The organism is Ciceribacter ferrooxidans, from assembly GCF_004137355.1.
GTDB classification, from domain to species: Bacteria; Pseudomonadota; Alphaproteobacteria; order Rhizobiales; family Rhizobiaceae; genus Allorhizobium; species Allorhizobium ferrooxidans.
In genome coordinates this window covers 246,831-270,365 of sequence record NZ_SDVB01000253.1, presented here as the reverse complement: position 1 = coordinate 270,365, position 23,535 = coordinate 246,831, and the positions used below count along the sequence as shown (strand labels likewise).

The following is a 23,535-nucleotide window of genomic DNA, read 5'->3' as shown; positions in this document are numbered from 1 at the left end:
ACTTTAGCCACGAGAGGCACGGGTCGCCAGCCGGCGCCACAATCTCCCGTCGATGGCGAGAAGGCCGAGCCCGATCGCCAGCATTCCGACGAAGTGCCGCGGGGCGAGGTGCTCGCCGAGCACCAGCGCGCTCAGGAGGATCGCGCTCGGCGGGATGAGGATTGTGACCAGCATGATATTCGTCGCGCCCGCCGTCGCAAGGATCCGGAAGAAGAGGATGTAGGCGAGCGCCGTCGAGACGACGGCAAGGCCCAACAGCGCGATCCAGGTCTCTGGTCCAGGGAGCGGCAGGGCGAAGGGGCGATCAACGAAGAGCGCCATCGGCAACAGCAGCAGGGACGAGGCCGTGACCTGGCCGGCGGCGGGCAGGAGTGGCGGCAACCCCATGCGGCGGAAGCGACGGCCGTAAACGCTGGCAAAAGCGTAACTCAGCGCAGCACCGAGAACCGCGAGTTCACCCCAGGCATCGCCACCGACCTCTCCGAGCACCGACGGCCCGATCATGATCACCACGCCGGCGAGCCCGATCAATAGTCCCGCCACGCGGTTTGCCGTCAGCTTCTCGTCTTCGGTCAACACATGTGCAACGACGACCCCGAAGAGCGGCGTCGTCGCGTTGAGGATCGCCGCGAGCCCGCTTGCGATGTGGGTCTGCCCCCACACGATCAGCGTGAACGGAATGGCATTGTTCAGAAGTCCCATGCCGAGAAAGGAAAGCCAGACTTCACGGCTCCTCGGCACGGCCATCCCCGACAGCCGGATAATGATCCAGAGCGTGATCGCTGCCAGCAACACCCGAGCCGTGACGATGGTGAGCGGTGGCCAGACCTTGACCAGAATGCCGTTGAAGAGAAAGGATCCGCCCCAGAGCAGGGAAAGCCCGAGAAGCATCAACCATTCCGCCGCCGCCATTTCCTTTTGAGCCATCGCATCTCTCCTTTTCGGACAATGTCGCCGACCACCGGCTACCATTCCACCCGTTTCCTGCCGTTGGTTGCGTCAAGCTCAGATCGTCCGTTTGTGATCGCTCTTGGTCCTCTGTACTTCAAACATTTGTAGCGACTTGACTTTGCCGCTTTCAAACGAGAAGTTCTTGCAGAATGGACGAGTTTTTCTAAACCATGAGCGAGATACTGCCGTCCTTATCGGCGCTTCGAGCCTTCGAGGCTGCCGCGCGTCATCTCAGCATGAAGCGTGCAAGCGAGGAATTAGGCGTGACGCCGGGGGCCATCAGCCTGCAAGTGCGGGAGCTGGAGGCCTCGCTTGGACTTACGCTTTTCGAGAGGCATCCACGCCAACTGGCACTGACCGAGGCGGGCGCAGAGTATTTTCTTTCGCTCCGTTCCGCATTTCGCCTCATGCGCGAAGCGACACATGCCGTGCGCTCGCGACAGAGGCCGGACATCGTGACGCTGAGTTGTACAACCGGCTTTGCCCTGCAGTGGCTGATGCCGCGGCTCGACCAGTTCCTGGAAGACAATCCGGATATCGACCTCAGGATCGGCACGACCGCCCGCCTCGTCGACTTTGTCAGGGATCGGGTGGACCTCGGCATCCGTCACGGGCTCGGCAGCTATCCGGGACTTCTCTCCGACCGCCTGATCGACGACGATTTCATCGTGGTGGCAAGTCCGGCACAAGCAGCATCCCTCGGGCATTCGCCTTTGCCCGCCGGCCTTACGGGGGAGAAGCTGATCCATGACGTCGACCGGAACGACTGGCGCCTCTGGCTCGAGGAGGCGAATGCCCCCGAGGTTGACTGGCGCAAGGGTGTCGTCATCGCTGCGGACAGCAACGGCGCCCTGGAAGCTGCCCGCGCGGGCCTCGGCTTTGCGCTGGTACGCCGCGGCTTTGCCGAACAGGATCTGGATGCGGGACGGCTGGTCACGCCATTTCCCCAATCGCTGAAAAGCCGCTTTGCCTACTACGTCGTTTATCCTCCCGAAGCGCTGGAGCGGGCGGCAGTGCGCCGGGTTCGTGCCTGGATTCTCGCTCAGGCCGGCCTTGCGCGCACGTGAAGCCATTCCGTCGCCACGCCGTCATAGCCGCCGCCTTCCGCGCTTTCGATAACCGGTTCGGCAAACCCTTGCGCCTTGTATTGTCGCGTGAGCCACTCCGGCGTCGGCCGGTTGTAGTAGCGGCCGAACCGGTCGTAGCCTTCACCCTGCCCTGCCTTGAAGCTTGCATAGAACAGTCCCGCCGGACGCAGGGCACGGCGGATCTTTCCAAGTACCGGCGGCAGCTCCGCCAGCGGCACGTGCAAGAGACAGGCATTGGCCCAAATGCCGTCATAGAGACCGGTCTCATCGAGCTCCGAGAAGCGCATGACCCGCACGGGACGGCGAAGCCGCGTCTCGGCCTGGAACGCCATGGCCGCCGAGCCGTCGGTCGGCACCACGTCGAACCCGCGCGCAAGCATGGCTGCAGTGTCGTCGCCGGCACCACAGCCGAGCTCCAGAATGCGGGCGCCTGACGTCAGTCCGCCCAGAAAGGCGCCGAGCCTGGCGTGCGGCACAGATCGCGAACGTCCTGCATAGGAGGCTGCATTCGTTTCGTAGAAGGCGAGCGACGGATCGCGGGGCATCGTGTCTCCTACGGCTGTCTCAGAAAGCGAAAGGCCGGCGTCTCCGCCGGCCTTGCATCACGCATTGTTCTCATTGATCAACCGCTTGAGAAGCTCGATCTCGTGACTGAGCTTGGTGTCCGCGCCGATCAATTCCTCGATCTTCCGGACCGCATGCAGCACTGTAGTGTGGTCGCGTCCGCCGAAGCGGCGGCCGATCTCCGGGAAAGAGCGAGGCGTCAGCGTCTTCGACAGATACATGGCGATCTGCCGGGGCTTGACGATCATCCGCGTGCGGCGGTTCGAGACCAGCTCCTGACGTGAGACGTTGTAGTGGCGAGCGACGACCCGCTGGATATCCTCGATGCGAACCCGCTTCTGTTCTCCGGCTCCGACCAGATGGGCGAGCAGTTCGTCCACGCGATCGACCGACAGGTTCGGCTCGAACGAACGACGGAAGATGAGCTGATTGAAGGCGCCTTCGAGATCACGACCGCTGCTTGCGACGCTGCGCGCCACGTGAGCGAGGATTTCGACCGGAATGTCGAGCGAACCATCGTCCTTCTGCGCAGCTTCCAGCCGCCTCTTCAGCATGGCAAAACGCATTTCGAAGTCGGGCGCCTCCATCTCGATCGCCACTCCGCCCTGCAGACGCGATCGGACACGCGGGTCAAGCGACTCTAGTTCCCAAGGCGCGCGATCGGCGGCCACGACAACCTGTTTGGCGCTGTCGAGCAAGGTGTTGAGGAGATGGCAGAACTCGTGCTGGATCATCTTTCCCTGCAGGAACTGCATGTCGTCGATGATGAGCAGGTCGATGTTACGCAGCGAATCCTTCAGCGTCAGCGCGTCGTTGTCGCGGATGGCAGTCGCGAAACGCCACATGAAATATTCGGCCGTCAGATAAACCACGCGCGGCGCCCGCGGGCTCTGGATCGCGGCATTGGCAACGGCTTGCAGGAGATGGGTCTTGCCGAGGCCGACCGAGGAATGAATGAAGAGCGGATTGAAGCGAACGGCACCGGCGCCGGCCTCGGCAATGGTCTTGGCCGCCGCGAGCGCAACACGGTTCGACGCGCCTTCAATGAAGCCGTCGAACGTAAAACGAGAGTCCAGCGGCGAACCAAAGAGCGGTCCGGGCGGCGCCGAGCGGGGCGCAGCACCCTGGTGCGCGGCAACCTGCCCGATCTGCTGCGATGCGGAGGGCTTGCGAACGGCGGCTGACGGAACAGTTTCGGAAACCGGCTTGTGTTGTTCGTCCGACACCTGCGGGCGCACACTGCGGCTCGCACTGCGCACGACGATCTCCACCTTCAGGATGCTCGCATCCTCCTGCTGGATGATATTCGTGATCAGGTCCAGATAGCGATTGTTGATCCAGGACTTGAGAAAAGTCGTGGGAACCGACAGGCGCAGGACGCTCTTCGAAGCTGAATGCAGCTTCAGGCGGCCGAACCAACTCGCATAGACATCCGGCCCGACCTGAGCCTTCAGCCTGGCGCTGAAACGCTCGAACAACACATCATGCGTCGCCACAGACGAGTCCTCCGTCGCTCCGGAACGAACAATACCCGTCGTCTCCCGTGCATGGTCCCCGTCAACCGCTGCACCGGCCGTCAGTGAATTAATTTGCATTTTGCCGCCTTCCAAAAATTACCTTCGCCGAACAGTGCAATTTCCCGCCCAGCTGCCTTTGACTGCCCGTGGTGCCTCTCGCAAGAAAACAGCACACCTCACGAAAAACGAGGCCGGATCCCATGCCAAGCGGATCAGGCACCCTGTCGTGACGGCCCAAGGCCAGTCCCCCTATTCCATTCATCAAACTCGCCGATCGCCCACCCTCGAAACGGACATTCGGCCGCGCCTTCGCCTACCCCCTACTGCTTTCGCCAGCCCCTGAAACTGTGCGCAAACTCACCCCGTCGCAATCCGAGCAGATTGCGATGAAGGGCCAAACACTGGATGAAAAAACGGGATCAGAACCATCCCGCTACGAAAGCCACCGGGACGTTTCAACACCTGACCAGCAGTTGCAGATCGTCCCCGAGGTCAACTCCGTGCCTCTCGTTGGGAGCCATTTAGGCAGGATCAAAAGCCAAGATCAACAGTGAATTTTACCCAAAATTAAGTTCGAACCATTGACTCCCGACCCGATTTTTGCCCGCCACAATTAGGGGAAAAAGAATCGCTGTTGAATCAAGGGGATTCAAAAATGACGGTCCGCCGCCGCCCCCCGCGACAAAAAAAATAAAAATTCGCTTGACTCGAAACTGGTGCCGCCTGCCGTTAAGTGAAGAGGAAGCGCGCCATGGCACCTCCGCTAATTCGTTGTTTTTGAACATTTTTTCTTGTCACCATAGTGACATGCGGTTGTCAATATGACGGACCGGTGACAACGATATGAAAGAAAACACGAAAAGCCCGGCTGGGCAGCCGAGCTTGACGAAAAGTGGCGATTTTGTGTCTTAAATTAGACGGCCAGTGCCTTAACGCGCTGGGCAAGACGCGAGATCTTGCGCGATGCGGTATTGGCATGGAGGACACCCTTGGTCGCCGCACGATGCAGCTCGGGCTGGGCGGCCTTGAGAGCTTCACGCGCTACTGCGACGTCGCCGGTAGCGATGGCCTCTTCGACCTTACGAATGAAACCACGAACCCGCGAACGGCGAGCCTTGTTGACTGCAGTACGGCGAGCGATCTTGCGGGTCGCCTTCTTCGCCGAAGTGGTATTGGCCATGGATGCCTCTCTTCGAATTCTAACCAAACTCCGCCATCGCCGCATCGGGTCCTTGCGACCTACGCTTTCAGCAATTCGGGAGCAATCGCGGAAAAGCCAGAAGCTTTCCTAACTGTGGGCGGGCATATAGCGGGAAAGCGGAGCGGCGTCAACGCGCAATTTCGCCGAGACCACCCGGAACCGCCTGCTTTTGCCCTCAACGGTTCCTGAACGCCGCCTTGCGCTTTTCCGTGAAGGCCGCCATGCCCTCCTTCTGATCTTCCGTCGCGAAAAGTGAATGGAAAAGACGCCGTTCGAAACGCAAACCCTCGGCCAGCGTCAGCTCGAAGGCGCGGTTGACACTTTCCTTCGCCATCAGCACTGCAGGCGCTGAAAAGGCCGCGATCTTTACAGCCGCGGCAATCGCCTCTTCCAGCAACCGTTCCGGCTCGACGACGCGCGCCACGAGCCCCGAGCGTTCGGCTTCGGCAGCGTCCATCATGCGGCCGCTCAGGCAGAGATCCATGGCCTTCGCCTTGCCGACCGCCCGGGTCAGACGCTGCGAACCGCCCATGCCGGGTATGACGCCGAGCGTGATCTCGGGCTGGCCGAACTTCGCCGTAGACGACGCGATGATGAAGTCGCACATCATAGCAAGCTCGCAACCACCACCGAGGGCGAAGCCGGAGACCGCGGCGATCATCGGCTTGCGAAAGCCCGCGACATCTTCCCACCCGCTGATGAAGTCGCCGAGATAGGCGTCGACAAAGTCGAGAGACTGCATTTCCTTGATGTCGGCGCCGGCCGCGAAGGCCTTCTCCGAGCCGGTGAGGACGACCGCACCGACATCACTGTTCTTCTGGAAGCCCGCGAGCGCCTCGCGCAGTTCTTCCATCACCGTCGAATTGAGCGCGTTCAGCGCCTGCGGCCGGTTGAGCGTGACGATCGCCACACGACCGCGAACCTCCACGAGCAGCGTCTCATAAGTCATTCCAATCTCTCCCTTGGTCATTTCTGGCAACGGCTGCAAAAGAATGTCGAGCGGCCGGACTGAACGATGCGCGCCACGGTACCGTCGCATTCGGGGTTCGCGCAAGCATGACCTTCGCGGTCATAGACGCGGAACGTATGCTGGAAATAGCCGAGCGTTCCGTCCGTGCGGATGTGGTCACGCAGCGAGGAGCCTCCGGCCGCGATTGCATCGGCAATGACCGCGCGGATGGCATCGACGAGCTCGAAAAGCTCCCTCTTCGGCCGTCCGGTCGGCGTGACCGTTGCACCGGCGGGCTTCTTCGGTGAAAGCCCGGCGCGCCAGAGCGCTTCACAGACGTAGATGTTGCCGAGCCCGGCGATATTGCTCTGGTCGAGCAGCGCCGCCTTGAGCGGCTGGCTGCGCCCGGCAAAACGCACGGCCAAACCTTCCGCGTCGAGAGCGTTGCCGACCGGCTCGGGCCCGAGCTGACGAAGCGCCGGATAATTGTCGAGATCGACGCGCGGCAGGAGATCCATGAAGCCGAAGCGTCGCGGGTCATTATATATGACGCGCATGGAACCCCCAGCCCGTTCGAGGTGGAAGATGACGTGATCGTGCTTCTCGTCCTTGGAACGGGCGTGGTGAAAGGTGCCCGGCAGTTCGTTTTCTGTCTCCTGCTCGATCCTGAAAGAGCCGGACATGCCGAGATGCGCAACGACCGTCTCATTGCTGTCGAGGTCGATCAGCAGGTATTTCGCCCGTCGACCGATTCCGACAATCCGCGTTCCCGAAACTCGCTCGGCAAAGCCCGGAGGAAACGGAAAGCGAAGATCGGCACGGCGCAATTCCAGGCGCCCGATGCGCGAGCCCTCCATTGCTGGCGCGAGCCCTCTTCTGACCGTCTCCACCTCTGGCAATTCCGGCATTACTGGCCCATCTTTCTGTTTCAACCACGCTTCTTGTGGTCTATAGACCAGCGCGAAGGTGTCGCAGCCGGTACCGGCGAGACAGATAGCGTGCCTTGGACGATTTCGCTATGGTCACCCGGCCATAAAGGACAATGGAGCGAGCACATGGCTGAAACCCGCACGACCGCTGAAGGCGGCATGGCGACATCGTATGGCTTCCGCGATGTGCAGGAGGGCGAAAAGCAAGGGCTCGTCAACGACGTCTTCCACAAGGTGGCCAAACGCTACGACATCATGAACGACGTCATGTCCGCCGGCCTCCACCGGGTCTGGAAGAACGCCATGGTGGCGGCGCTCAACCCGCGAAAGGATCCGGCTTACAAGGTTCTGGATGTTGCGGGCGGGACCGGGGACATCGCCTTCCGCATCATCGAGGCCTCCGACCGTCTCGCGCACGCGACCGTTCTCGACATCAACGGCTCCATGCTCGCCGTCGGTGCCGAACGGGCGGCGAAAAAGGGGCTTTCCGACAATGTCACCTTCGTGGAGGCGAATGCCGAAGAACTGCCCTTCGAGGACAACAGTTTCGATGCCTATACCATCGCTTTCGGCATCCGGAATGTGCCGCATATCGACGTTGCGCTGAAGGAAGCCCATCGCGTGCTGAAACGTGGCGGGCGTCTGCTCGTGCTCGAGTTTTCGGAGGTCGACATGCCGCTGCTCGACCGGTTCTATGACGAGTGGTCGTTCAAGGCGATTCCGCATTTCGGGCGAATGATCACCGGCGACGCCGAGCCCTACCAGTATCTGGTGGAATCGATCCGCAAGTTCCCCAACCAGCGCGATTTCGCCGCAATGATCTCGAAGGCCGGCTTTTCGCGCGTCACCTTCACCAACTACACCGGTGGCATCGCCGCGCTGCATTCCGGCTGGAAGCTCTGACCTATGAGGGCATTCTCCATGAAGTCCCTCCGCGGCCGGGCCCTTGAGGCTGACAACGCACGATGAGCACGATCGGCGCATATTTCCGCCTAGCGCGGGTCGGCTGGGTTCTGGTGCGCGAGGGTGTGATATCCGCCCTGCCCTCCGAAGGCCTGCCTCCGATGCTCGTCTTCGCCCAGTCGGCCGCCGGGCTGCTCGCCCGCAAGCGCGCGATGCGCGAACGACGCTCGGATCGTCTGTCGAAGGCGGTGGCCCGCCTCGGCCCATCCTACGTGAAGATCGGCCAGTTCCTCGCCACCCGCCCCGACGTCGTCGGCGCGGAGATCGCGGAAGACCTTTCCGGCCTGCAGGATCGGATGGACTTCTTCCCGACCGAAGCCGCCAAGAATTCCATCCGCGAGTCGCTCGGACGTCCCGTCGGCGAACTATACGCCTCCTTCGATGAACCGATCGCTGCCGCCTCGATCGCACAGGTCCACCTCGGTGAGGTCGAGACCGGTCAGGGCCGCAGGAAGGTCGCGATCAAGGTCATCCGTCCCGGTGTTCGCCGGCGTTTCGCAGCCGACCTCGAGGCGATGTACATCGTCTCGCGCCTGCAGGAGCGTTTCCTTCCGCATATGCGACGGCTGAGGCCGGTCGAAGTGACGCGGACGCTCGAGCAAACCACCAAGGTCGAGATGGACCTCCGGCTCGAAGCCGCCGCCCTGTCCGAGCTGGCCGAGAATACGAAGAAGGATCCGGGTTTCCGGGTCCCCGCCGTCGACTGGGAACGCACCGGGCGTGACGTCGTCACCATGGAGTGGATCGATGGCATCAAAATGTCCGACGTCGAGGCACTCAGGGCTGCGGGCTACGACCTCAACGCGCTTGCCGACACGTTGATCCAGTCTTTCCTGCGCCACACGCTGCGCGACGGCTTCTTCCATGCCGACATGCATCCCGGCAATCTGTTCGTCGACGAAAGCGGCATGATCGTCGCTGTCGATCTCGGGATCGCCGGTCGGCTCGGCAAGAAGGAGCGACGCTTCCTGGCGGAGATCCTCTACGGCTTCATCACCCGCGATTATCTGCGCGTCGCGGAGGTGCATTTCGAAGCCGGCTACGTACCCTCCCACCACAATGTCGCGAGCTTCGCCCAAGCGATCCGCGCCATCGGAGAGCCGATCCACGGCCAGCCGGCCGAAACCATTTCGATGGGACGGCTGCTGACGCTGCTCTTCGAGGTCACCGAGCTCTTCGACATGGCGACCCGCCCCGAGCTCGTCATGCTGCAGAAGACTATGGTGGTGGTCGAGGGCGTGGCACGCATGCTCAATCCGCAGTTCAACATGTGGAAGGCCTCGGAGCCGGTCGTCTCCGGCTGGATTCGCGACAATCTCGGCCCGAAGAGGATCGTCTCCGACCTGAAGGACGGATTGCACGCGGCCGTCCGGCTCGCCGAAGCGATCCCGGAGATCGCGGTGAAGACCGAGAAATTCCATGCCGAACTGATGGCAATGAGCGAAAACGGCCTGCGCCTCGACCGGGAAACCACGGACGCGATCGGGCGTGCCGAGGCGCGCCACGGCCGGCTCGGCCGACTAGCGCTCTGGATCATTGCCGCGTCGCTCGTCTACATCGCCGTCCAGATCAACTGATCCGGCGCCGAGACCGACGGCGGGCGGGTGCGCGAAAATCGATTTCGATTTGCCGTGCCTTGCGGTAGGTTCGCGCAAACGAGCGACCGGACGACCAAATGAGCTTATCCGCCAAACGCATCCTCCTTGTCATTTCCGGCGGCATCGCCGCCTACAAGAGCCTCGACCTCATTCGTCGATTGCGCGAGCGTGGCGCGACGGTCCGGCCGGTCATGACGCGGGCCGCACAGGAATTCGTCACCCCGCTTGCCGTCGGCGCGCTTTCCGCGAGCCATGTCTACACCGACCTCTTCTCCCGGGAAGACGAGCAGGACGTCGGCCATATCCGCCTTGCGCGGGAGTGCGACCTCATCGTCGTTGCCCCTGCCACCGCCGACCTGATGGCGAAGGCGGCAAATGGCCTTGCCGACGACCTTGCCTCTGCCGTGCTGCTTGCGCGCTCGCGTCCCGTCCTGATGGCTCCGGCGATGAACCCCATGATGTGGTCGAACCCGGCAACGCGTCGTAACGTTGTGCTGCTGAAGGAAGACGGCGTGACCTTCGTCGGCCCTGCGGAAGGTGAAATGGCCGAGGCCGGCGAACGGGGAGTCGGTCGCATGGCGGAGCCGCTCGATATCGTTGCGGCGTTGGAAGCCCTTCTCGATGCCGGCCCGAAGCCGCTTGCCGGCAGGACAGCGATCGTGACGTCGGGGCCGACGCACGAACCGATCGACCCGGTGCGTTACATCGCCAACCGTTCTTCAGGACGGCAGGGCCATGCGATCGCCGCGGCGCTGGCGAAGCTCGGCGCAGACGTCACCCTCGTCTCGGGACCGGTCACCATTCCGGACCCGCAAGGCATACGAACCATCCACGTCGAGCAGGCGGAACAGATGCGGGACGCTGTCCTCTCGCAGCTTCCCTCCGACATCGCAGTCATGGTCGCGGCCGTCGCCGACTGGCGCGTGACGACCTCCGCCGGCCAGAAGATCAAGAAGACACCGGGGGAGGCTCCAGCGCCGCTGCAGCTTACCGAGAATCCCGATATTCTCAGAACCGTAGGGCACCACGAGAAGCGCCCGACGATCGTGGTCGGTTTCGCCGCCGAAACCCAGGACATCGAACAGAATGGTCGCATCAAGCTCGAAAAGAAGGGTGCCGACCTGATCGTCGCCAACGACGTCTCGCCGGAAACCGGTGTGATGGGCGGCACGCGCAACCGGGTGAAACTGATCACCGAGTCGGGGGTCGAGGAATGGCCGGAACTCGACAAGGATGAGGTTGCTGAGCGTCTGGCAAACTGGATCGCCGAGCACCTGAACCAAGGAGCAGTGCGATGAGCCTCTTCGAACGCGCAGACTTCGACGCCTTCGTCACCGGATTGGCCGGCGTGACCCTCGTGGACCAATGGGAGTCCCGCGTCGCCAAAGTCGGCGACAAGGTATTCGCCGTCCTCAATGACGACGGCGCCAAGATCGCGTTCAAGGTCAGCGAGGAGAGTTTCGAGATCCTGACCGCCCTCGGTGGCGTCGGTCAGGCAGCCTATTTCGCCAAGCGCAAATGGGTCGCCGTCGCGCCGGTCGCGCCGCTGTCGGACGATGAACTACGCCACTATTTGAGGCGCTCCTACGATCTGGTCGCCGCCGGACTCACGAAGAAGCTCCGGACGGAACTCGGCATTCCGGTCTAAAGACAAGCTTGGTCAGCTCGCCAGCGCCGGCTTCATCACAGCCGCCCCGTCCACGGACGGCTGGAAGCGGGTGACCTCGATCCCCTTTTCCGAAAGTGTCACTGCACTGCCGGCCGGAATCTCCATCCAGGCGTCGGTGTCGTCGTTGAGCGGCTCGGAAACGAGGCAGTGCCCGCCCTCCCCCATCGGGGCTGCGAACAGGGTCGGCGCGTAGGCGTCAGTTGCATAGCGCACCGCGTAAAGCGTATGCCCGTCGGAAAAGGCCGCAGTAAACCGCACCTTTACACTGCCGGTCAGATTGATGCTCAGTTGTTCGACAAAGCCTATTGCCTCGGCCATGGCGGCGAGAGGCCGCTCGCGCATGCCGAACTGCAGGGCGAGCAGGAACAGGAGTTCGGAGTCGGTCGTGCCGACGCGCGCATTGAAATGCCCGTCGTCCAGCATCGATTCCATCGACCGGCGCAAACGATCGAAGTGGTCGATCTGGCCGTTGTGCATAAAGGACCAGGTGTCACAGACGAAGGGATGGCAGTTGTCCCGGCGCGTGGAACCATGCGTCGCCGCGCGGACATGCGCCAGAAAAAGCCGCGAACGGATCTGCCGTGCCATGCTCTTCAGATTGCAGTCCGACCAGGCCGGCAGAACATCGCGGAAGCGTCCAGGTTCCGGACGATCTCCGTACCAGGCAATGCCGAAACCGTCCGCATTGGTCGCCGTCTTCGCGCGGGTCGCGCAGTGGGACTGCTCGATCAGGGAATGCGCGGGAGAGGTGACGAGCTCTTCAAGATAGATCGGTTGACCGCGATAGGCTGCCCAGCGACACATGCTGCAATAGACTCCGGATGCGTTCCGCCAATGGCGGCAAGGGATTAACTATTTTTGCCTGAATTGGATAACGAAAGCTAAATAGCCCATTCGCGGCCGAATTTTGACTGGCCGGCACGATCACATTTTGCGCCGGAGGATTGCGTTCTGTGAACACTGCGTTCCGGGGAACGGCCTTCGCCGCCCGCCGTATTTCCCTATATTGGGGGCAACTGAAATTTCGCTCGAAAGGAGCAATCCAATGTCCATTCGACCTGTGAAACATGAAAGTCGCGCCACACCCACGATGGAAGGGGCCGGCGTCAAACTGCATCGCGTCTTCGGCTTCGGCGATCCGTCGATGACCGATCCTTTCCTGATGATGGACGATTTCCGCAATGACAATCCGTCGGATTACCTCCGCGGCTTTCCGTGGCACCCCCATCGCGGCATCGAGACCATCACCTACGTCCTCGCCGGCACCGTCGAACACGGCGACAGCCTCGGCAATCAGGGCCTGCTCGGTGCCGGTGACGTGCAGTGGATGACGGCGGGAAGCGGCATCATGCACCAGGAAATGCCGAAAGGCGATTTCGCCGGCAGAATGCACGGTTTCCAACTCTGGGCGAACCTGCCGTCGTCGCTGAAGATGACGGCACCGCGCTACCAGGACATCAAGAGCGCGGACATTCCCGTGATCGTCGACGATGATGGCACCGCAGTCCGCGTCATCACCGGAGACTTCTGGGGCAAGACCGGTCCCGTCGACGGTATTGCCGCCGAGCCCGTCTATCTCGACATCTCGGTTCCGCCGGGCAAGCGAAAGAGCTTCCCGGTCGATACCTATCGGTCCGCATTCGCCTATATCTTCGCCGGCTCCGGTACCTTCCGCGATGCCTCCAAGCCTTTCGGCGTGAAGGTCGAGAAAGAGTACCAAGGCCAGGAACTCAACATCCGCGACCTTTCCGGCAACCGCACGCTCGTTGTGTTCGATACCGGCGACGAGGTCACGGTACAGGCCGGCGAGGAGGGTATCCGGTTCCTTCTCGTCACAGGCAAGCCGATCCGGGAGCCGGTCGCCTGGCACGGACCGATCGTCATGAACACGCGCGAGGAGCTGATGCAGGCAATGCGTGACCTGCAGAACGGCACCTTCATCAAGGCAGACCACTAGGCTGCAGCAAAAGGATGGCGCCGGGCTCCACGTCCGGCGCCGTCGGATACCGCGTTCGACCTTGCAGCGATCCGCCCTAGGTTCCATAGAAGAACCCGAAGGAGGCGCGCCGATGTATATCGATGGGCAATGTCACTGCGGTTACGTGCGTTACGAGGCGGACGTCGACCCTACCCAAGTCTCGATCTGTCATTGCACGGACTGCCAGTCGCTGACAGGCAGTGCCTACCGTGTCACGGTTGCGGCGACCCGCGACCGCTTCTCCCTTCGCGGCAATGCTCCCAAGGCTTACACAAAGGTCGGCGACAGCGGTGCGGTCAGTGTGCAATACTTCTGCCCGAAATGCGGCTCGTCGATCTATCGCGCCAGTGGCGATGTAAGCGACGCCCGGATCGGCATTCGCATCGGCACGATCCGCCAGCGCCGGGAGTTGATTCCGGGCCGACAGTTCTGGCTGCGTTCGGCATTACCGTTCGCCCACGACATCCGCGCCCTGCCCGGCAAGGACGGGGACTGAATGCAAGAGGCGGACTCGCTGACAGGAGAAGGACCGCCATGAAGGAGTTTCCGCTTGCCAAGGTCTACCAGCTCATCGAGCCCGGCCCGGTCGTCCTCCTGACGACCTCGGAAAAAGGCCGCCCGAACGTCATGGCCATGTCCTGGCACATGATGATGGAGTTTACCCCGCCGATGATCGCGTGCATCGTCAGCGGGGCGGACCACAGCTTTCACGCACTCCAGCAAACCGGCGAATGCGTGATCGCCATCCCGACGGTCGAGCTTGCCGAGAAGGTCGTCGCGGTCGGGAATTGCTCCGGTCGGGACACCGACAAGTTCGCGACGGTCGGGCTGACGCCGCTCCCCGCTGAGGAAGTGCGCGCGCCGCTCATCGGCGAATGCTTCGCGAACCTCGAATGCCGCGTGGTCGATCAGGGTTTCGTTCCGCGCTACAATCTCTTCGTGCTGCAGGTGGTAAAGGCCTGGTACGATCCCGCCCAAACGTCACCGCGAACCATTCACCATCGCGGCTACGGCACATTCGCCATCGACGGCGAGGAGATCACGCTCGACTCCCAGATGCCCTGACAGTCTGGCCGGTCACACTGCCCCTTCGCTTTTCCAGAGCGCATGAAAGTGGTGCACAGGCCCATGCCCGGAACCCACGTTCAAGGCATCCGCGGCATCGATCGCTCCCGCGACATAGGTCTTGGCCACCGCCACAGCTTCCTCCGGCGATGCTCCCTTGGCAAGCTCGGCAGCGATCGCGCTCGACAGCGTACAGCCGGTCCCATGCGTGTTGCGGGTCGCAACGCGCGGCGCCTCGAACCAGGTGAGACCCGCCGCAGAGGCGAGCACATCCGGACTGTCGTTTCCCGAAAGATGCCCCCCCTTGACCAGCACCGCCTTCGCACCGAGCCCGACGAGTCGACGAGCCTGGCCGGCCATCTCCTCGCGATCGCGGGCCTCGGGCTCTCCAAGAAGCGCCGCCGCCTCCGGCAGGTTCGGCGTGACGACTGTGGCGAGCGGCAGGAGCCGTGTTCTGAGGACCGTCACCGCATCATCCGTGAGCAGTGACGCGCCGCCCTTGGCGATCATCACCGGATCGAGAACGACAGGCACATCGACGTGACGTGCGAGCACCTCGGCAACCGCGCCTGCAATCGCCGCGTCAGCGATCATCCCAATCTTCACGGCACTCACACTTATGTCGGCGAAGACGGCCCGGATCTGCTCTGCAACGAAATCCGGCGGCACGATGTGGATACCCGTGACTCCCCGGGTGTTTTGCGCGGTCAGGGCGGTCGCCACCGCCATACCGTAGACGCCCAGTGCCGAAAACGTCTTGAGATCGGCCTGTATGCCGGCACCGCCTGACGGATCGGAGCCAGCGATCGACAAGACATTGGCGATCGCTGCTGGCGACGAGCCCGGCCCTGCCATATTGTAGATGTCGGTCATCTTTTGCCTCTCCATGGCAGAGAGGTCACAGGACTTCGGCCATGCAGCCTGCGCCCGAAACGACTCCCTCCGCCAGCATGATCTGGTTCAGGTTCAAAGGGTTCTTCTCAGCCCAACCTTCCGGTGGACGCCCCCGTCTAGTCTTCCTGTCGCACAGATTGCCGCGGCTGTCACGCAGGCTGTCGCAGGACGGTTGCCGCCGGAAGACGAAGCTGGCACTCTGCATGATGCTGGCAGAGTCCATCTAGGCAGCACATCGGAGCCGTCGCGCATGAGTAAGGGCCGATTTCAAATTGCGAACACCGCGCTTTTCGGCGTGACCGCAGTGACGGCCGACACGCGACACAGCTTCCCCCGCCACACCCACGACACCTTCGGGATCGGGATCATTCGCCGTGGTGCGCAGAAATCCCTGAGCGGGCGGGGCATCGTCGAGGCGGGTCCGGGCGATATCATCACCGTCAATCCCGGCGAAGTGCACGACGGTGCACCGATCGGTGACCACGGTCGTTTCTGGCAGATGCTTTATCTCCTACCGGGGACACTTGCGGCCGCGGCGCTGGACATCACCGACGGCGGCAGGGGGACGTTCGAGTTCGAACATCCGGTCATCCGTGACGCCCGCCTCGCGGGGCGCTTTCGACAGTTGTTTGCCGCCACGACAGCAGAAAACGGGGTGCTTCTCGAGAGCGAAACAGAACTTGTGACGCTCATCGCCTCCGTGTTGCAGCCTCGCACGACGGCAGTCGCGACGAAGAGTGCCGGCATCCGGCGCGCTGCAAGACTGCTCGATGACGACCCTGCACATCCGACCACCCTCACCGATCTTGCGCACGAAGCCGGCCTCGGCAAATTTCAGCTGCTTCGGGCCTTTGTACGGCAGACCGGTTTCACGCCGCACGCCTACCAGATCCAGAGGCGGATCGACATGGCACGACGCATGATCGACGCGGGCTCTCCGCTTGCGGAGGCGGCGGTGGCAAGCGGCTTCGCCGATCAGAGCCATATGACCCGTGCCTTCGTCCAGCGGTATGGTGTGACACCCGGCGCCTATGCTGCGGCCGTCCACTGACAGCCAGCTGCAATTCCGTTCAAGACCGGCGGCCGCGTTCTGGTGTCTGCTTTGCCCTCCCATGCAAGGAGAGGCGCAATGACCCCAGAATACCTCGTGACGTCGCTGATCATCATCCTTTTGCCCGGCACCGGTGTCATCTACACGATCGCCTATGGTCTCGGCGCCGGCTGGCGGGCGAGCGTGATCGCCGCCTTCGGCTGCACGCTCGGCATCATCCCCCATGTTGCGGCAAGCATCACCGGCCTTGCCGCACTCCTTCACGCAAGCGCCCTCGCCTTCCAAGCCGTCAAGTATCTCGGCGTCGCCTATCTGCTCTTCATGGCATGGGGCATATGGCGGGACGAGGGTGTGCTTCAGGTCACCTCGACCCGCGCAGCCTCCGGAGCAGGCAAGATAATTACCGATGGCCTGCTCCTCAACATCCTCAATCCGAAGCTGTCGCTTTTCTTTCTCGCCTTCCTGCCGCAATTCGTCCCGGCGAACGCGCCGAACGCGTCCCTGCACATGCTTGTGCTGGCCGGCATCTTCATGGGACTGACCTTCGTGGTCTTCATAGGCTACGGCATCTTCGCCGCGGCCACCCGGCGCCACGTCATCAGCCGGCCTCGGCTGCAGCTGTGGCTACGCCGATCGTTTGCCGGCGCTTTCGCAGCACTCGGACTGCGCCTGGCCCTCGCCGGCCGCTAGGAACTCACGCCGCCTTGGCGACGTGATACTCCTTGATGGCGACCATCTTGATGGCAGGATACCGCTCCGCCTCGTAGCGAAGCGAAAACGCGTCCTGCGCCATGAAGACCGGATCGCCGTCGAGATCTCGGCACATGTTGCCGCGCTGTTGGGTCATGAACTTTTCAAGTTCGCCCGGCTGATCGGCAGAAATCCAGCGGCAGACGGAGAAACGCGGCATGTCGAAGGAAACCGGCAGGCCGTATTCCGCCGAAAGCCGCTCTTTCAGTACGTCGAGCTGCAGCGCGCCGACCACGCCGACGATCGCCGGCGACCCGTCTTCCGGCTGGAAGAGCTGCACGACGCCCTCTTCCGCCATCTGCTGCAGCGCTTCCTTTAGTTTCTTCGCCTTCATCGCGTCCTCGAGCCGCACACGGCGCAGGATTTCCGGCGAGAAGTTCGGCACGCCCTGGAAGACCAGCGGCTCGCCTTCGGTCAACGTGTCGCCGATCCGGAGCGTGCCATGGTTCGGAATGCCGACGACATCGCCTGCATAGGCGGTGTCGGCAAGCTGTCGCTGGGAAGCGAAGAAGAACTGGGGCGCCGTGAGACCCATCTGCTTGCCCGTACGAGACAGCCGCGCCTTCATGCCGCGCTCCAGTTTGCCAGAGCAGATGCGGGCAAAGGCGATGCGGTCGCGATGGTTCGGGTCCATGTTCGCCTGGATCTTGAAGACGAAGGCCGTCATCCGGTCTTCGGCTGCGTGTACCGTGCGAATGTCCGCCACCTGGTCGCGCGGCGGTGGCGCGAACGCTCCGAGCGCGTTGATGAGATCGCGCACACCGAAGTTGCGCAGCGCCGAGCCAAAGAAGACCGGCGTCATGTGGCCTTCGAGAAAGGCCTTGCGGTCAAACGGCCGGCAGGCCTCCTGGGCAAGTTCCAGCTCTTCGATGAAGGCCTGACGTTCGTTTTCCGGCAGGTGTTCGGCAACGCTCTGCGGACCGTTGACCTTCAGCGGCTCGACCTGGGTGTCGGAACCGCGGAAGGTGTTGTCTGCCAGATTGTAGGAGCCACAGAAGGTCTTCGAGCGGCCGACCGGCCAGGTGACGGGTGCGGTGTCGAGAGCGAGCTTCTCCTCCACCTCATCGAGGATTTCGAAAGGATCGCGGCTTTCACGGTCCATCTTGTTGACGAACGTGATGATCGGAATGTCGCGCATGCGGCAGACTTCGAAGAGCTTCAGCGTTCGCGGCTCAATACCCTTGGCGGCATCGATCACCATGACGGCGGCGTCGACCGCCGTCAGCGTGCGATAGGTGTCGTCGGCGAAGTCTTCGTGACCGGGTGTATCGAGGATGTTGAAGACCTTGCCGTCGTATTCAAAGGTCATCACCGAGGTAACGACCGAGATGCCGCGCTCGCGCTCGATCTTCATCCAGTCGGAGCGCGTCTGAATGCGGTCCTTCTTCGCCTTCACCTCGCCAGCGAGCTGGATCGCCCCGCCGAACAGCAGCAGCTTTTCGGTGAGCGTCGTCTTACCCGCGTCCGGGTGCGCAATAATCGCGAAGGTGCGGCGGCGGGATACCGCCTCTGCAAGCGTTTCAGCCATGAATGTGAATCCTGTGAATTGCCGCGTATCTAGCGACTAAAGGCCGGCATTGCAATTGACCTCGGGAGATCGCGCGCAAAGTAATGGAGGCATGAATATCCATAACGACATTCGACCAACCCTCAAGCTCGTCCGTCTTGCCCACGGTGAGGGCATCCCACTGCCGTCCTACGAGACGGCGGGGGCCGCCGGCATGGACTTGCGCGCGGCCGTCGCCGAGGGTGCGCCTATGACGCTTGTGCCCGGTCAGCGAGCGCTGGTGCCGACCGGCTTCATCATGGAAATCCCCGAAGGCTTCGAGGCGCAGATGCGTCCGCGGTCGGGGCTCGCTTTCAAGAACGGCGTCACGTGCCTCAACACGCCGGGTACGATCGACAGCGACTATCGCGGTGAGGTGAAGGTGCTTCTCGTCAATCTCGGCGACGAGATCTTCGAGATCCTCCGCGGTATGCGGATCGCCCAGATGGTGATTGCACCGGTCACTCAGGCGCTCGTCACGGAAGTCGCGGAGACCTCCACGACCGCTCGCGGTGCAGGCGGTTTCGGCTCGACCGGCGTCTAGACGACCGGCGGCAAACGGCGCTTGACGGTCGTGGACTTGATCATGGCCGTGTTCGTCTGGGCGCGTTCCGCGATCCGGTCGAGTATACGATCGAGATCGGTCATGCTGCGCAGGGCCATGCGGCAGATGAAGCAGTCGTCACCCGTCACCTTGTCGGCTTCGGTGATTTCCGGTGTCTCCTGGATCAGCTTTTCGACCACATGCAGCATGCCTGGCAGCGGCCGGACACGGACAATCGCCTGAAGGGGGTAGCCGAGCGCTTCCAGTTCCACATCCGCGCCGTATCCGGTCAGCACGCCGCGCTCTTCTAGCCGTCGCAACCGCTCCGAGCAGGCCGGCGAGGAAAGCCCTGCGCGAGCAGCAAGCTCCTTGAGCGGAAGACGCGCATCTCCGACAAGCGCTTCGACGATCTTCCGGTCGATGAGATCGAGCGGCTGAATAAAGTTCACGTTCATGGGACATTCACCTCACTTTATTCTGAATATAAGCGAATTAACCTCACTTCAGTAAAGCAATTATGCCATTTCCTTTGCTAGGCTGCAACCATCCCAAGGAGGTTGCCATGTCACCCACAATCAAGAGCGGAATCCTCGATATGACCATTGCCATGGTGCTGTCCGGCACGATCGGCTGGTTTGTACTGCAGTCCGGGCAATCGCCCGCAAACGTCGTCTTCCTGAGATGCCTGATCGGCGCCCCCATTCTGGCATTGCTCGCGTATCGCGCCGGCGTCCTTGCCGTTATTCGCGGACGCACTCTGCTTCTGGCGATGATCGGTGGCGTCGCACTCGTTCTCAACTGGCTCGCCCTCTTCTCCGCCTATCCGCTCGCTTCCATCTCGGCAGCGACGATCGTCTACAACGTTCAGCCATTCATGCTTGTCGGTCTCGGCGTGCTCTTCCTCGGCGAAAAGGTCTCCGCCAACAAGCTCGTCTGGCTGGGGCTTGCCTTTGCAGGGATGCTGGCGATGACACTTTCGGGACCGCCGACGGAAGAGAACGCGCAGGGCAGCTATCTGCTGGGCATCCTGCTCGCGGTCGTCGCGGCCTTCTGCTACGCCGTGGCGGCCTTCGTCGCAAAATGGCTCAAGGGCACCTCCTCCTATCTGATCGCGCTGATCCAGGTCAGCACAGGTGTGGTCCTGCTGGCGCCGCTCGCCGACTGGCACAACCTGCCCACCGCACCGCAAAACTGGGCGCTGGTGGCAACCCTCGGCATCGTCCACACCGGGATCATGTATGCGTTCCTCTATTCGGCGATCCAGAAGCTGCCGGTGGTGCTGACCGGCACGCTATCCTTCCTCTATCCCGTCGTGGCGGTGATCGTGGACATGTATGCCTTTGGACATGTATTGACGCCCGTGCAGGCACTCGGTGGCGCAGCAATCCTCTTCGCGGCCGTCGCGACCACGCTCAATCTGGCGCCGAAAGCGCTTCTCCTGCCGAAAAGAAAGGCGCCGCAACGATGATAACCTGCTATCTCCGCTACGTGATCGATCCGTACAAGGCGAACGAGTTCGAGCACTATGCGCGGCTCTGGATACCGCTGGTCGAGCGGCTCGGCGGCACGCACCACGGCTACTTCCTGCCACACGAGGGCGCAAACAACATCGCGCTGGCGCTGCTCAGCTTTCCTTCACTGGCCGACTACGAGACGTACCGGCAGAAGATGGCCGACGACGCGGAATGCCAGTCGGCTTTCGCGTATGCGGAGGAGACCCGTTGCATCCTCAGTTATGAGCGGAGCTTCATGCGGCCGATATTCTGACCTTCAGCGCTGGGCTTCCATTGCCATGCGCACTGCAAGCCCGGCGAGAACCGTTCCCATCAGCCACCGCTGCGCGACCACCCACAACGGCCGCCCGGCGAGAAAGAGCGCGATTGCGCCAGCGCTGACCGCGATCATGGCATTGACGGTGACACTGATCGTAATCTGGGTGAAACCGAGAACCACCGACTGAACAAACACGCTGCCGGCGGACGGATCGATGAACTGCGGCAGCAGCGACAGGTACAGCACGGCAACTTTCGGGTTTAGCAGGCTTGTGACGAATCCCATCGTAAACAGGCGCCAGGACGAGTCCTTTGGCAGTTCGCGGACCTGGAAGGGCGAGCGCCCGCCCGGTCGCAATGCCTGCCACGCCAGCCAGGCGAGATAGGCGGCCCCCGCAAGCCGCAGCGCGTCATAGGCATAAGGTACCGCAAGCACCAGTACGGTGATGCCGAGGGCAGCCGACAGCATATAGACAACGAAGCCGACGGCCACGCCCCCGAGCGAGATCAGGCCCGCCGCGGGTCCCTGGCAGATCGACCGCGACACGAGGTAGATCATGTTCGGTCCCGGGGTAAGCACCATACCGAGACAGATGAGGCCAAAGGCGAGAAGCGAGGCGGTGGACGGCATGACTGGTCTCTTCGTTGAAGGGTTGCACAACTGGTAAGCAGACGGAAGCGAGACCGGCAACAATGATCGTGTCACCATTGCAAGTTTGATGCTGATCAGTTAGCGGTGCGAACATTCGTTCATCCGATCGGGGAGCCCCTCATGACCCTCTCCACGCTGCTCGCCTATGCCGGCGCACTGTTCATCGCGGCGGCCATTCCCGGCCCCGGCATGACTGCAATCGTAGCGCGGGCGCTCGGCTCGGGCTTCCGTCCGACCTTCTTCATGGGACTTGGACTGATCCTCGGCGATCTCTGCTACCTGACGGCGGTCGTCCTCGGTCTTTCGTACCTCGCGCAAACATTCGTGACGCCCTTCCTCGTCATCAAGTACGCCGGCGCCGCCTATCTCGGCTACATCGCCTACAAGCTCTGGACGGCCGGTCTGCTGCCGCAGGAGGTCCAGGCGCACAAGGGCGGCGGCCTTGGTGCCTCCTTCCTTTCCGGCCTCTTCGTGACACTCGGCAATCCGAAGACCATGCTCTTCTACGTCGCTCTGGTGCCGACGCTGATCCCACTCGAGGCGATCGGGCCGACGGACTATGCCGCACTCGCCGGAATCACCTTCGTTGTTCTGATGGCCGTGCTCATCCCCTATATCGTGCTCGCGGCTCGCGCGCGCGTGCTGCTCAAGCAGCCTTCTGCGCTCAAACTCCTGAACCGCGTGGCGGGCAGCGTTTTGGCGAGTACCGCCGCGTACATCGCCGCCCGGGCAGCCTGAAATAAATATTTGGGACGTCCGCCCCGCCGGCGCGTTTTTTCTCCTTGGACGGCGTGCCGTAGGCAAAGGGTTCTAGCCGGGTGCGGACTTTGATCCTATTGTGCGCTCACCAAGAACGATCTTGAGGGAGAGCACCATGTCCGACACGAAGAAACCCGGCCGCGGCCGCGTTTACGGCTCCATTCTCGAAACCATCGGCGACACGCCGATCGTCCGGCTCGACAAGCTGGCGAAGGAAAAGGGCGTGAAGGCGAACCTGCTCGCCAAGCTCGAATTCTTCAATCCTCTCGCCTCGGTCAAGGATCGCATCGGTCTCGCCATGATCGAGTCGCTCGAACAGCAGGGCAAGATCACTCCCGGCAAGACGGTGCTGGTCGAACCCACCTCTGGCAACACCGGCATTGCGCTTGCCTTTGCAGCCGCCGCCAAAGGTTACCGGCTGATTCTCACCATGCCGGAAACCATGTCGATCGAGCGCCGCAAGATGCTGGCGCTGCTCGGTGCCGAACTGGTGCTGACGGAGGGACCGAAAGGCATGAAGGGGGCGATCGCCAAGGCAGAGGAGCTCGTTTCCGAGCTGCCCGACGCCGTCATCCCGCAGCAGTTCGAAAATCCGGCCAACCCTGAAATTCACCGCAAGACGACGGCCGAGGAGGTCTGGAACGACACCGCCGGTGCCGTCGACATCTTCGTCTCCGGCATCGGCACCGGCGGCACCATCACCGGCGTCGGCCAGGTGCTGAAGGCCCGCAAGCCCTCGCTGAAAGTCGTTGCCGTGGAGCCGGCGGACAGCCCGGTTCTCTCCGGCGGAAATCCGGGGCCGCATAAGATCCAGGGCATCGGTGCGGGCTTCGCGCCGAAGATCCTCGACACGACGATCTATGACGAGATCGTCACGGTGACGAACGACGAGGCCTTCGAGAATGCACGTCTGGTCGCCCGTCTCGAAGGCGTGCCGGTCGGCATCTCCTCCGGCGCGGCCCTCGCGGCGGCAATCAAGGTCGGTCAACGCGAAGAAAACGCCGGCAAAACCATCGTCGTTGTGATTCCCTCCTTTGCCGAGCGCTATCTTTCGACCGCACTCTTCGAAGGACTCGGAGGCTGAGGCACGCGCCT

The 23,535-nt window shown here is 62.4% G+C and carries 26 protein-coding genes and 1 riboswitch; of the genes, 15 read left to right on the top strand and 11 right to left on the bottom strand.

The features are described from left to right. Window positions 1–3: 3 nt before the first annotated feature. A complete protein-coding gene (locus tag EUU22_RS17695; RefSeq protein WP_129333310.1) occupies window positions 4–927 on the bottom strand; it encodes a DMT family transporter in 924 nt (307 codons plus the stop codon). A 194-nt stretch (window positions 928–1,121) separates the two neighbouring features. Between EUU22_RS17695 and gcvA the strand changes: the two genes are divergently transcribed. After that, the gene (gcvA, locus tag EUU22_RS17690) at window positions 1,122–2,018 is read left to right on the top strand and encodes a transcriptional regulator GcvA (protein WP_129333309.1); all 897 of its coding nucleotides are present in this window, start codon (window positions 1,122–1,124) and stop codon (window positions 2,016–2,018) included. Here gcvA and EUU22_RS17685 read toward each other — a convergent pair. From EUU22_RS17685 to mutM, 5 genes are all read right to left on the bottom strand, one after another. Next, a complete protein-coding gene (locus EUU22_RS17685) occupies window positions 1,994–2,584 on the bottom strand; it encodes a class I SAM-dependent methyltransferase (RefSeq protein WP_129333308.1) in 591 nt (196 codons plus the stop codon). The two genes, gcvA and EUU22_RS17685, sit on opposite strands and share 25 nt — an antisense overlap. 57 nt (window positions 2,585–2,641) lie before the next feature. Next, complete coding sequence (gene dnaA / locus EUU22_RS17680) at window positions 2,642–4,198, bottom strand: chromosomal replication initiator protein DnaA (RefSeq protein WP_129333307.1); 1,557 nt, start codon at window positions 4,196–4,198, stop codon at window positions 2,642–2,644. Between the two features lie 835 nt (window positions 4,199–5,033). Beyond that, a complete protein-coding gene (gene rpsT, locus EUU22_RS17675) occupies window positions 5,034–5,300 on the bottom strand; it encodes a 30S ribosomal protein S20 (RefSeq protein WP_112685733.1) in 267 nt (88 codons plus the stop codon). Between the two features lie 196 nt (window positions 5,301–5,496). After that, on the bottom strand, window positions 5,497–6,270 hold the full coding sequence (locus tag EUU22_RS17670) for an enoyl-CoA hydratase (protein ID WP_129333306.1): 774 nt from the start codon (window positions 6,268–6,270) through the stop codon (window positions 5,497–5,499). A gap of 17 nt (window positions 6,271–6,287) precedes the next feature. Continuing rightward, the gene (mutM, locus tag EUU22_RS17665; protein WP_129333305.1) at window positions 6,288–7,178 is read right to left on the bottom strand and encodes a bifunctional DNA-formamidopyrimidine glycosylase/DNA-(apurinic or apyrimidinic site) lyase; all 891 of its coding nucleotides are present in this window, start codon (window positions 7,176–7,178) and stop codon (window positions 6,288–6,290) included. A gap of 147 nt (window positions 7,179–7,325) precedes the next feature. On the opposite strand from mutM, the gene ubiE reads away from it, so the two are divergent. From ubiE to EUU22_RS17645, 4 genes are all read left to right on the top strand, one after another. After that, window positions 7,326–8,102, top strand: a complete 777-nt coding sequence (gene ubiE, locus EUU22_RS17660; protein WP_129333304.1) for a bifunctional demethylmenaquinone methyltransferase/2-methoxy-6-polyprenyl-1,4-benzoquinol methylase UbiE — start codon at window positions 7,326–7,328, stop codon at window positions 8,100–8,102. A 62-nt stretch (window positions 8,103–8,164) separates the two neighbouring features. Then, window positions 8,165–9,739: a 2-polyprenylphenol 6-hydroxylase gene (ubiB, locus tag EUU22_RS17655; RefSeq protein ID WP_129333303.1), complete on the top strand. Its 1,575-nt coding sequence runs from the start codon at window positions 8,165–8,167 to the stop codon at window positions 9,737–9,739. Window positions 9,740–9,837: 98 nt separating this feature from the next. After that, window positions 9,838–11,058 carry a bifunctional phosphopantothenoylcysteine decarboxylase/phosphopantothenate--cysteine ligase CoaBC gene (gene coaBC / locus EUU22_RS17650; protein ID WP_129333302.1) on the top strand — a complete coding sequence of 407 codons (1,221 nt, stop codon included), beginning with the start codon at window positions 9,838–9,840 and terminating at the stop codon, window positions 11,056–11,058. After that, the gene (locus tag EUU22_RS17645) at window positions 11,055–11,408 is read left to right on the top strand and encodes an MmcQ/YjbR family DNA-binding protein (RefSeq protein WP_129333301.1); all 354 of its coding nucleotides are present in this window, start codon (window positions 11,055–11,057) and stop codon (window positions 11,406–11,408) included. The genes coaBC and EUU22_RS17645 overlap by 4 nt, the downstream gene beginning before the upstream one ends. A 12-nt stretch (window positions 11,409–11,420) precedes the next feature. Here EUU22_RS17645 and EUU22_RS17640 read toward each other — a convergent pair whose 3' ends face one another. Beyond that, on the bottom strand, window positions 11,421–12,233 hold the full coding sequence (locus EUU22_RS17640; RefSeq protein WP_129333300.1) for a class II glutamine amidotransferase: 813 nt from the start codon (window positions 12,231–12,233) through the stop codon (window positions 11,421–11,423). Between the two features lie 241 nt (window positions 12,234–12,474). Here EUU22_RS17640 and EUU22_RS17635 point away from each other — a divergent pair, with 241 nt between their 5' ends. The 3 genes from EUU22_RS17635 (at window position 12,475) to EUU22_RS17625 (ending at window position 14,472) form a co-directional block, all read left to right on the top strand. Further along, window positions 12,475–13,386: a pirin family protein gene (locus EUU22_RS17635; protein WP_112685749.1), complete on the top strand. Its 912-nt coding sequence runs from the start codon at window positions 12,475–12,477 to the stop codon at window positions 13,384–13,386. A gap of 112 nt (window positions 13,387–13,498) precedes the next feature. Next, on the top strand, window positions 13,499–13,903 hold the full coding sequence (locus EUU22_RS17630; protein WP_129333299.1) for a GFA family protein: 405 nt from the start codon (window positions 13,499–13,501) through the stop codon (window positions 13,901–13,903). Between the two features lie 38 nt (window positions 13,904–13,941). Then, complete coding sequence (locus tag EUU22_RS17625) at window positions 13,942–14,472, top strand: flavin reductase family protein (protein ID WP_129333298.1); 531 nt, start codon at window positions 13,942–13,944, stop codon at window positions 14,470–14,472. 12 nt (window positions 14,473–14,484) lie between these two features. On the opposite strand, the gene thiD is transcribed toward EUU22_RS17625, so the two are convergent. Continuing rightward, complete coding sequence (gene thiD, locus EUU22_RS17620) at window positions 14,485–15,345, bottom strand: bifunctional hydroxymethylpyrimidine kinase/phosphomethylpyrimidine kinase (RefSeq protein ID WP_245485116.1); 861 nt, start codon at window positions 15,343–15,345, stop codon at window positions 14,485–14,487. Window positions 15,346–15,392: 47 nt separating this feature from the next. Continuing rightward, window positions 15,393–15,490, bottom strand: a riboswitch (TPP riboswitch). 126 nt (window positions 15,491–15,616) lie between these two features. Between thiD and EUU22_RS17615 the strand changes: the two genes are divergently transcribed. After that, entirely contained in the window at window positions 15,617–16,417 is an 801-nt protein-coding gene (locus tag EUU22_RS17615; protein ID WP_129333297.1) for an AraC family transcriptional regulator, read from the top strand. Window positions 16,418–16,495: 78 nt separating this feature from the next. Beyond that, entirely contained in the window at window positions 16,496–17,107 is a 612-nt protein-coding gene (locus tag EUU22_RS17610) for a LysE family translocator (protein WP_129333296.1), read from the top strand. Window positions 17,108–17,111: 4 nt separating this feature from the next. Here the strand turns inward: EUU22_RS17610 and EUU22_RS17605 are convergent, their stop codons facing one another. Next, the gene (locus EUU22_RS17605) at window positions 17,112–18,695 is read right to left on the bottom strand and encodes a peptide chain release factor 3 (protein ID WP_129333295.1); all 1,584 of its coding nucleotides are present in this window, start codon (window positions 18,693–18,695) and stop codon (window positions 17,112–17,114) included. A 91-nt stretch (window positions 18,696–18,786) separates the two neighbouring features. On the opposite strand from EUU22_RS17605, the gene dut reads away from it, so the two are divergent. Beyond that, window positions 18,787–19,257 (top strand): dUTP diphosphatase, encoded by a 471-nt coding sequence (gene dut / locus EUU22_RS17600; protein ID WP_129333294.1) that lies wholly within the window; start codon window positions 18,787–18,789, stop codon window positions 19,255–19,257. Here the strand turns inward: dut and EUU22_RS17595 are convergent. Then, entirely contained in the window at window positions 19,254–19,712 is a 459-nt protein-coding gene (locus tag EUU22_RS17595) for an Lrp/AsnC family transcriptional regulator (protein WP_129333293.1), read from the bottom strand. The two genes, dut and EUU22_RS17595, sit on opposite strands and share 4 nt — an antisense overlap. 107 nt (window positions 19,713–19,819) lie before the next feature. Between EUU22_RS17595 and EUU22_RS17590 the strand changes: the two genes are divergently transcribed. Both EUU22_RS17590 and EUU22_RS17585 read left to right on the top strand, forming a co-directional pair. Next, a complete protein-coding gene (locus EUU22_RS17590) occupies window positions 19,820–20,725 on the top strand; it encodes a DMT family transporter (RefSeq protein ID WP_129333292.1) in 906 nt (301 codons plus the stop codon). After that, window positions 20,722–21,024, top strand: coding sequence for an NIPSNAP family protein (locus EUU22_RS17585; RefSeq protein WP_129333291.1), 303 nt, complete (start codon window positions 20,722–20,724; stop codon window positions 21,022–21,024). Before EUU22_RS17590 ends, EUU22_RS17585 begins: the two co-directional genes overlap by 4 nt. Before the next feature lie 3 nt (window positions 21,025–21,027). Here the strand turns inward: EUU22_RS17585 and EUU22_RS17580 are convergent, their stop codons facing one another. After that, window positions 21,028–21,660: a LysE family translocator gene (locus tag EUU22_RS17580; RefSeq protein WP_129333290.1), complete on the bottom strand. Its 633-nt coding sequence runs from the start codon at window positions 21,658–21,660 to the stop codon at window positions 21,028–21,030. A gap of 141 nt (window positions 21,661–21,801) precedes the next feature. Here EUU22_RS17580 and EUU22_RS17575 point away from each other — a divergent pair, with 141 nt between their 5' ends. Next, on the top strand, window positions 21,802–22,419 hold the full coding sequence (locus EUU22_RS17575; protein ID WP_129333289.1) for a LysE family translocator: 618 nt from the start codon (window positions 21,802–21,804) through the stop codon (window positions 22,417–22,419). Window positions 22,420–22,555: 136 nt separating this feature from the next. Further along, the gene (cysK, locus tag EUU22_RS17570) at window positions 22,556–23,524 is read left to right on the top strand and encodes a cysteine synthase A (protein ID WP_129333288.1); all 969 of its coding nucleotides are present in this window, start codon (window positions 22,556–22,558) and stop codon (window positions 23,522–23,524) included. Window positions 23,525–23,535: the final 11 nt, after the last annotated feature.

Bases quoted from the DNA above. Each gene is read 5' to 3' on its own strand.
- EUU22_RS17630 (WP_129333299.1), top strand. From the start codon at position 13,499: ATGTATATCGATGGGCAATGTCACTGCGGTTACGTGCGTTACGAGGCG.
- EUU22_RS17685 (WP_129333308.1), bottom strand. From the start codon at position 2,584: ATGCCCCGCGATCCGTCGCTCGCCTTCTACGAAACGAATGCAGCCTCC.
- EUU22_RS17670 (WP_129333306.1), bottom strand. From the start codon at position 6,270: ATGACTTATGAGACGCTGCTCGTGGAGGTTCGCGGTCGTGTGGCGATC.
- dnaA (WP_129333307.1), bottom strand. From the start codon at position 4,198: ATGCAAATTAATTCACTGACGGCCGGTGCAGCGGTTGACGGGGACCAT.
- rpsT (WP_112685733.1), bottom strand. From the start codon at position 5,300: ATGGCCAATACCACTTCGGCGAAGAAGGCGACCCGCAAGATCGCTCGC.
- EUU22_RS17610 (WP_129333296.1), top strand. From the start codon at position 16,496: ATGACCCCAGAATACCTCGTGACGTCGCTGATCATCATCCTTTTGCCC.
- dut (WP_129333294.1), top strand. From the start codon at position 18,787: ATGAATATCCATAACGACATTCGACCAACCCTCAAGCTCGTCCGTCTT.
- EUU22_RS17575 (WP_129333289.1), top strand. From the start codon at position 21,802: ATGACCCTCTCCACGCTGCTCGCCTATGCCGGCGCACTGTTCATCGCG.
- EUU22_RS17645 (WP_129333301.1), top strand. From the start codon at position 11,055: ATGAGCCTCTTCGAACGCGCAGACTTCGACGCCTTCGTCACCGGATTG.
- EUU22_RS17695 (WP_129333310.1), bottom strand. From the start codon at position 927: ATGGCTCAAAAGGAAATGGCGGCGGCGGAATGGTTGATGCTTCTCGGG.
- EUU22_RS17590 (WP_129333292.1), top strand. From the start codon at position 19,820: ATGTCACCCACAATCAAGAGCGGAATCCTCGATATGACCATTGCCATG.
- coaBC (WP_129333302.1), top strand. From the start codon at position 9,838: ATGAGCTTATCCGCCAAACGCATCCTCCTTGTCATTTCCGGCGGCATC.
- EUU22_RS17585 (WP_129333291.1), top strand. From the start codon at position 20,722: ATGATAACCTGCTATCTCCGCTACGTGATCGATCCGTACAAGGCGAAC.
- ubiE (WP_129333304.1), top strand. From the start codon at position 7,326: ATGGCTGAAACCCGCACGACCGCTGAAGGCGGCATGGCGACATCGTAT.
- gcvA (WP_129333309.1), top strand. From the start codon at position 1,122: ATGAGCGAGATACTGCCGTCCTTATCGGCGCTTCGAGCCTTCGAGGCT.
- ubiB (WP_129333303.1), top strand. From the start codon at position 8,165: ATGAGCACGATCGGCGCATATTTCCGCCTAGCGCGGGTCGGCTGGGTT.
- EUU22_RS17580 (WP_129333290.1), bottom strand. From the start codon at position 21,660: ATGCCGTCCACCGCCTCGCTTCTCGCCTTTGGCCTCATCTGTCTCGGT.
- EUU22_RS17625 (WP_129333298.1), top strand. From the start codon at position 13,942: ATGAAGGAGTTTCCGCTTGCCAAGGTCTACCAGCTCATCGAGCCCGGC.
- EUU22_RS17595 (WP_129333293.1), bottom strand. From the start codon at position 19,712: ATGAACGTGAACTTTATTCAGCCGCTCGATCTCATCGACCGGAAGATC.
- thiD (WP_245485116.1), bottom strand. From the start codon at position 15,345: ATGACCGACATCTACAATATGGCAGGGCCGGGCTCGTCGCCAGCAGCG.
- EUU22_RS17640 (WP_129333300.1), bottom strand. From the start codon at position 12,233: ATGTGTCGCTGGGCAGCCTATCGCGGTCAACCGATCTATCTTGAAGAG.
- EUU22_RS17635 (WP_112685749.1), top strand. From the start codon at position 12,475: ATGTCCATTCGACCTGTGAAACATGAAAGTCGCGCCACACCCACGATG.
- mutM (WP_129333305.1), bottom strand. From the start codon at position 7,178: ATGCCGGAATTGCCAGAGGTGGAGACGGTCAGAAGAGGGCTCGCGCCA.
- EUU22_RS17615 (WP_129333297.1), top strand. From the start codon at position 15,617: ATGAGTAAGGGCCGATTTCAAATTGCGAACACCGCGCTTTTCGGCGTG.
- cysK (WP_129333288.1), top strand. From the start codon at position 22,556: ATGTCCGACACGAAGAAACCCGGCCGCGGCCGCGTTTACGGCTCCATT.
- EUU22_RS17605 (WP_129333295.1), bottom strand. From the start codon at position 18,695: ATGGCTGAAACGCTTGCAGAGGCGGTATCCCGCCGCCGCACCTTCGCG.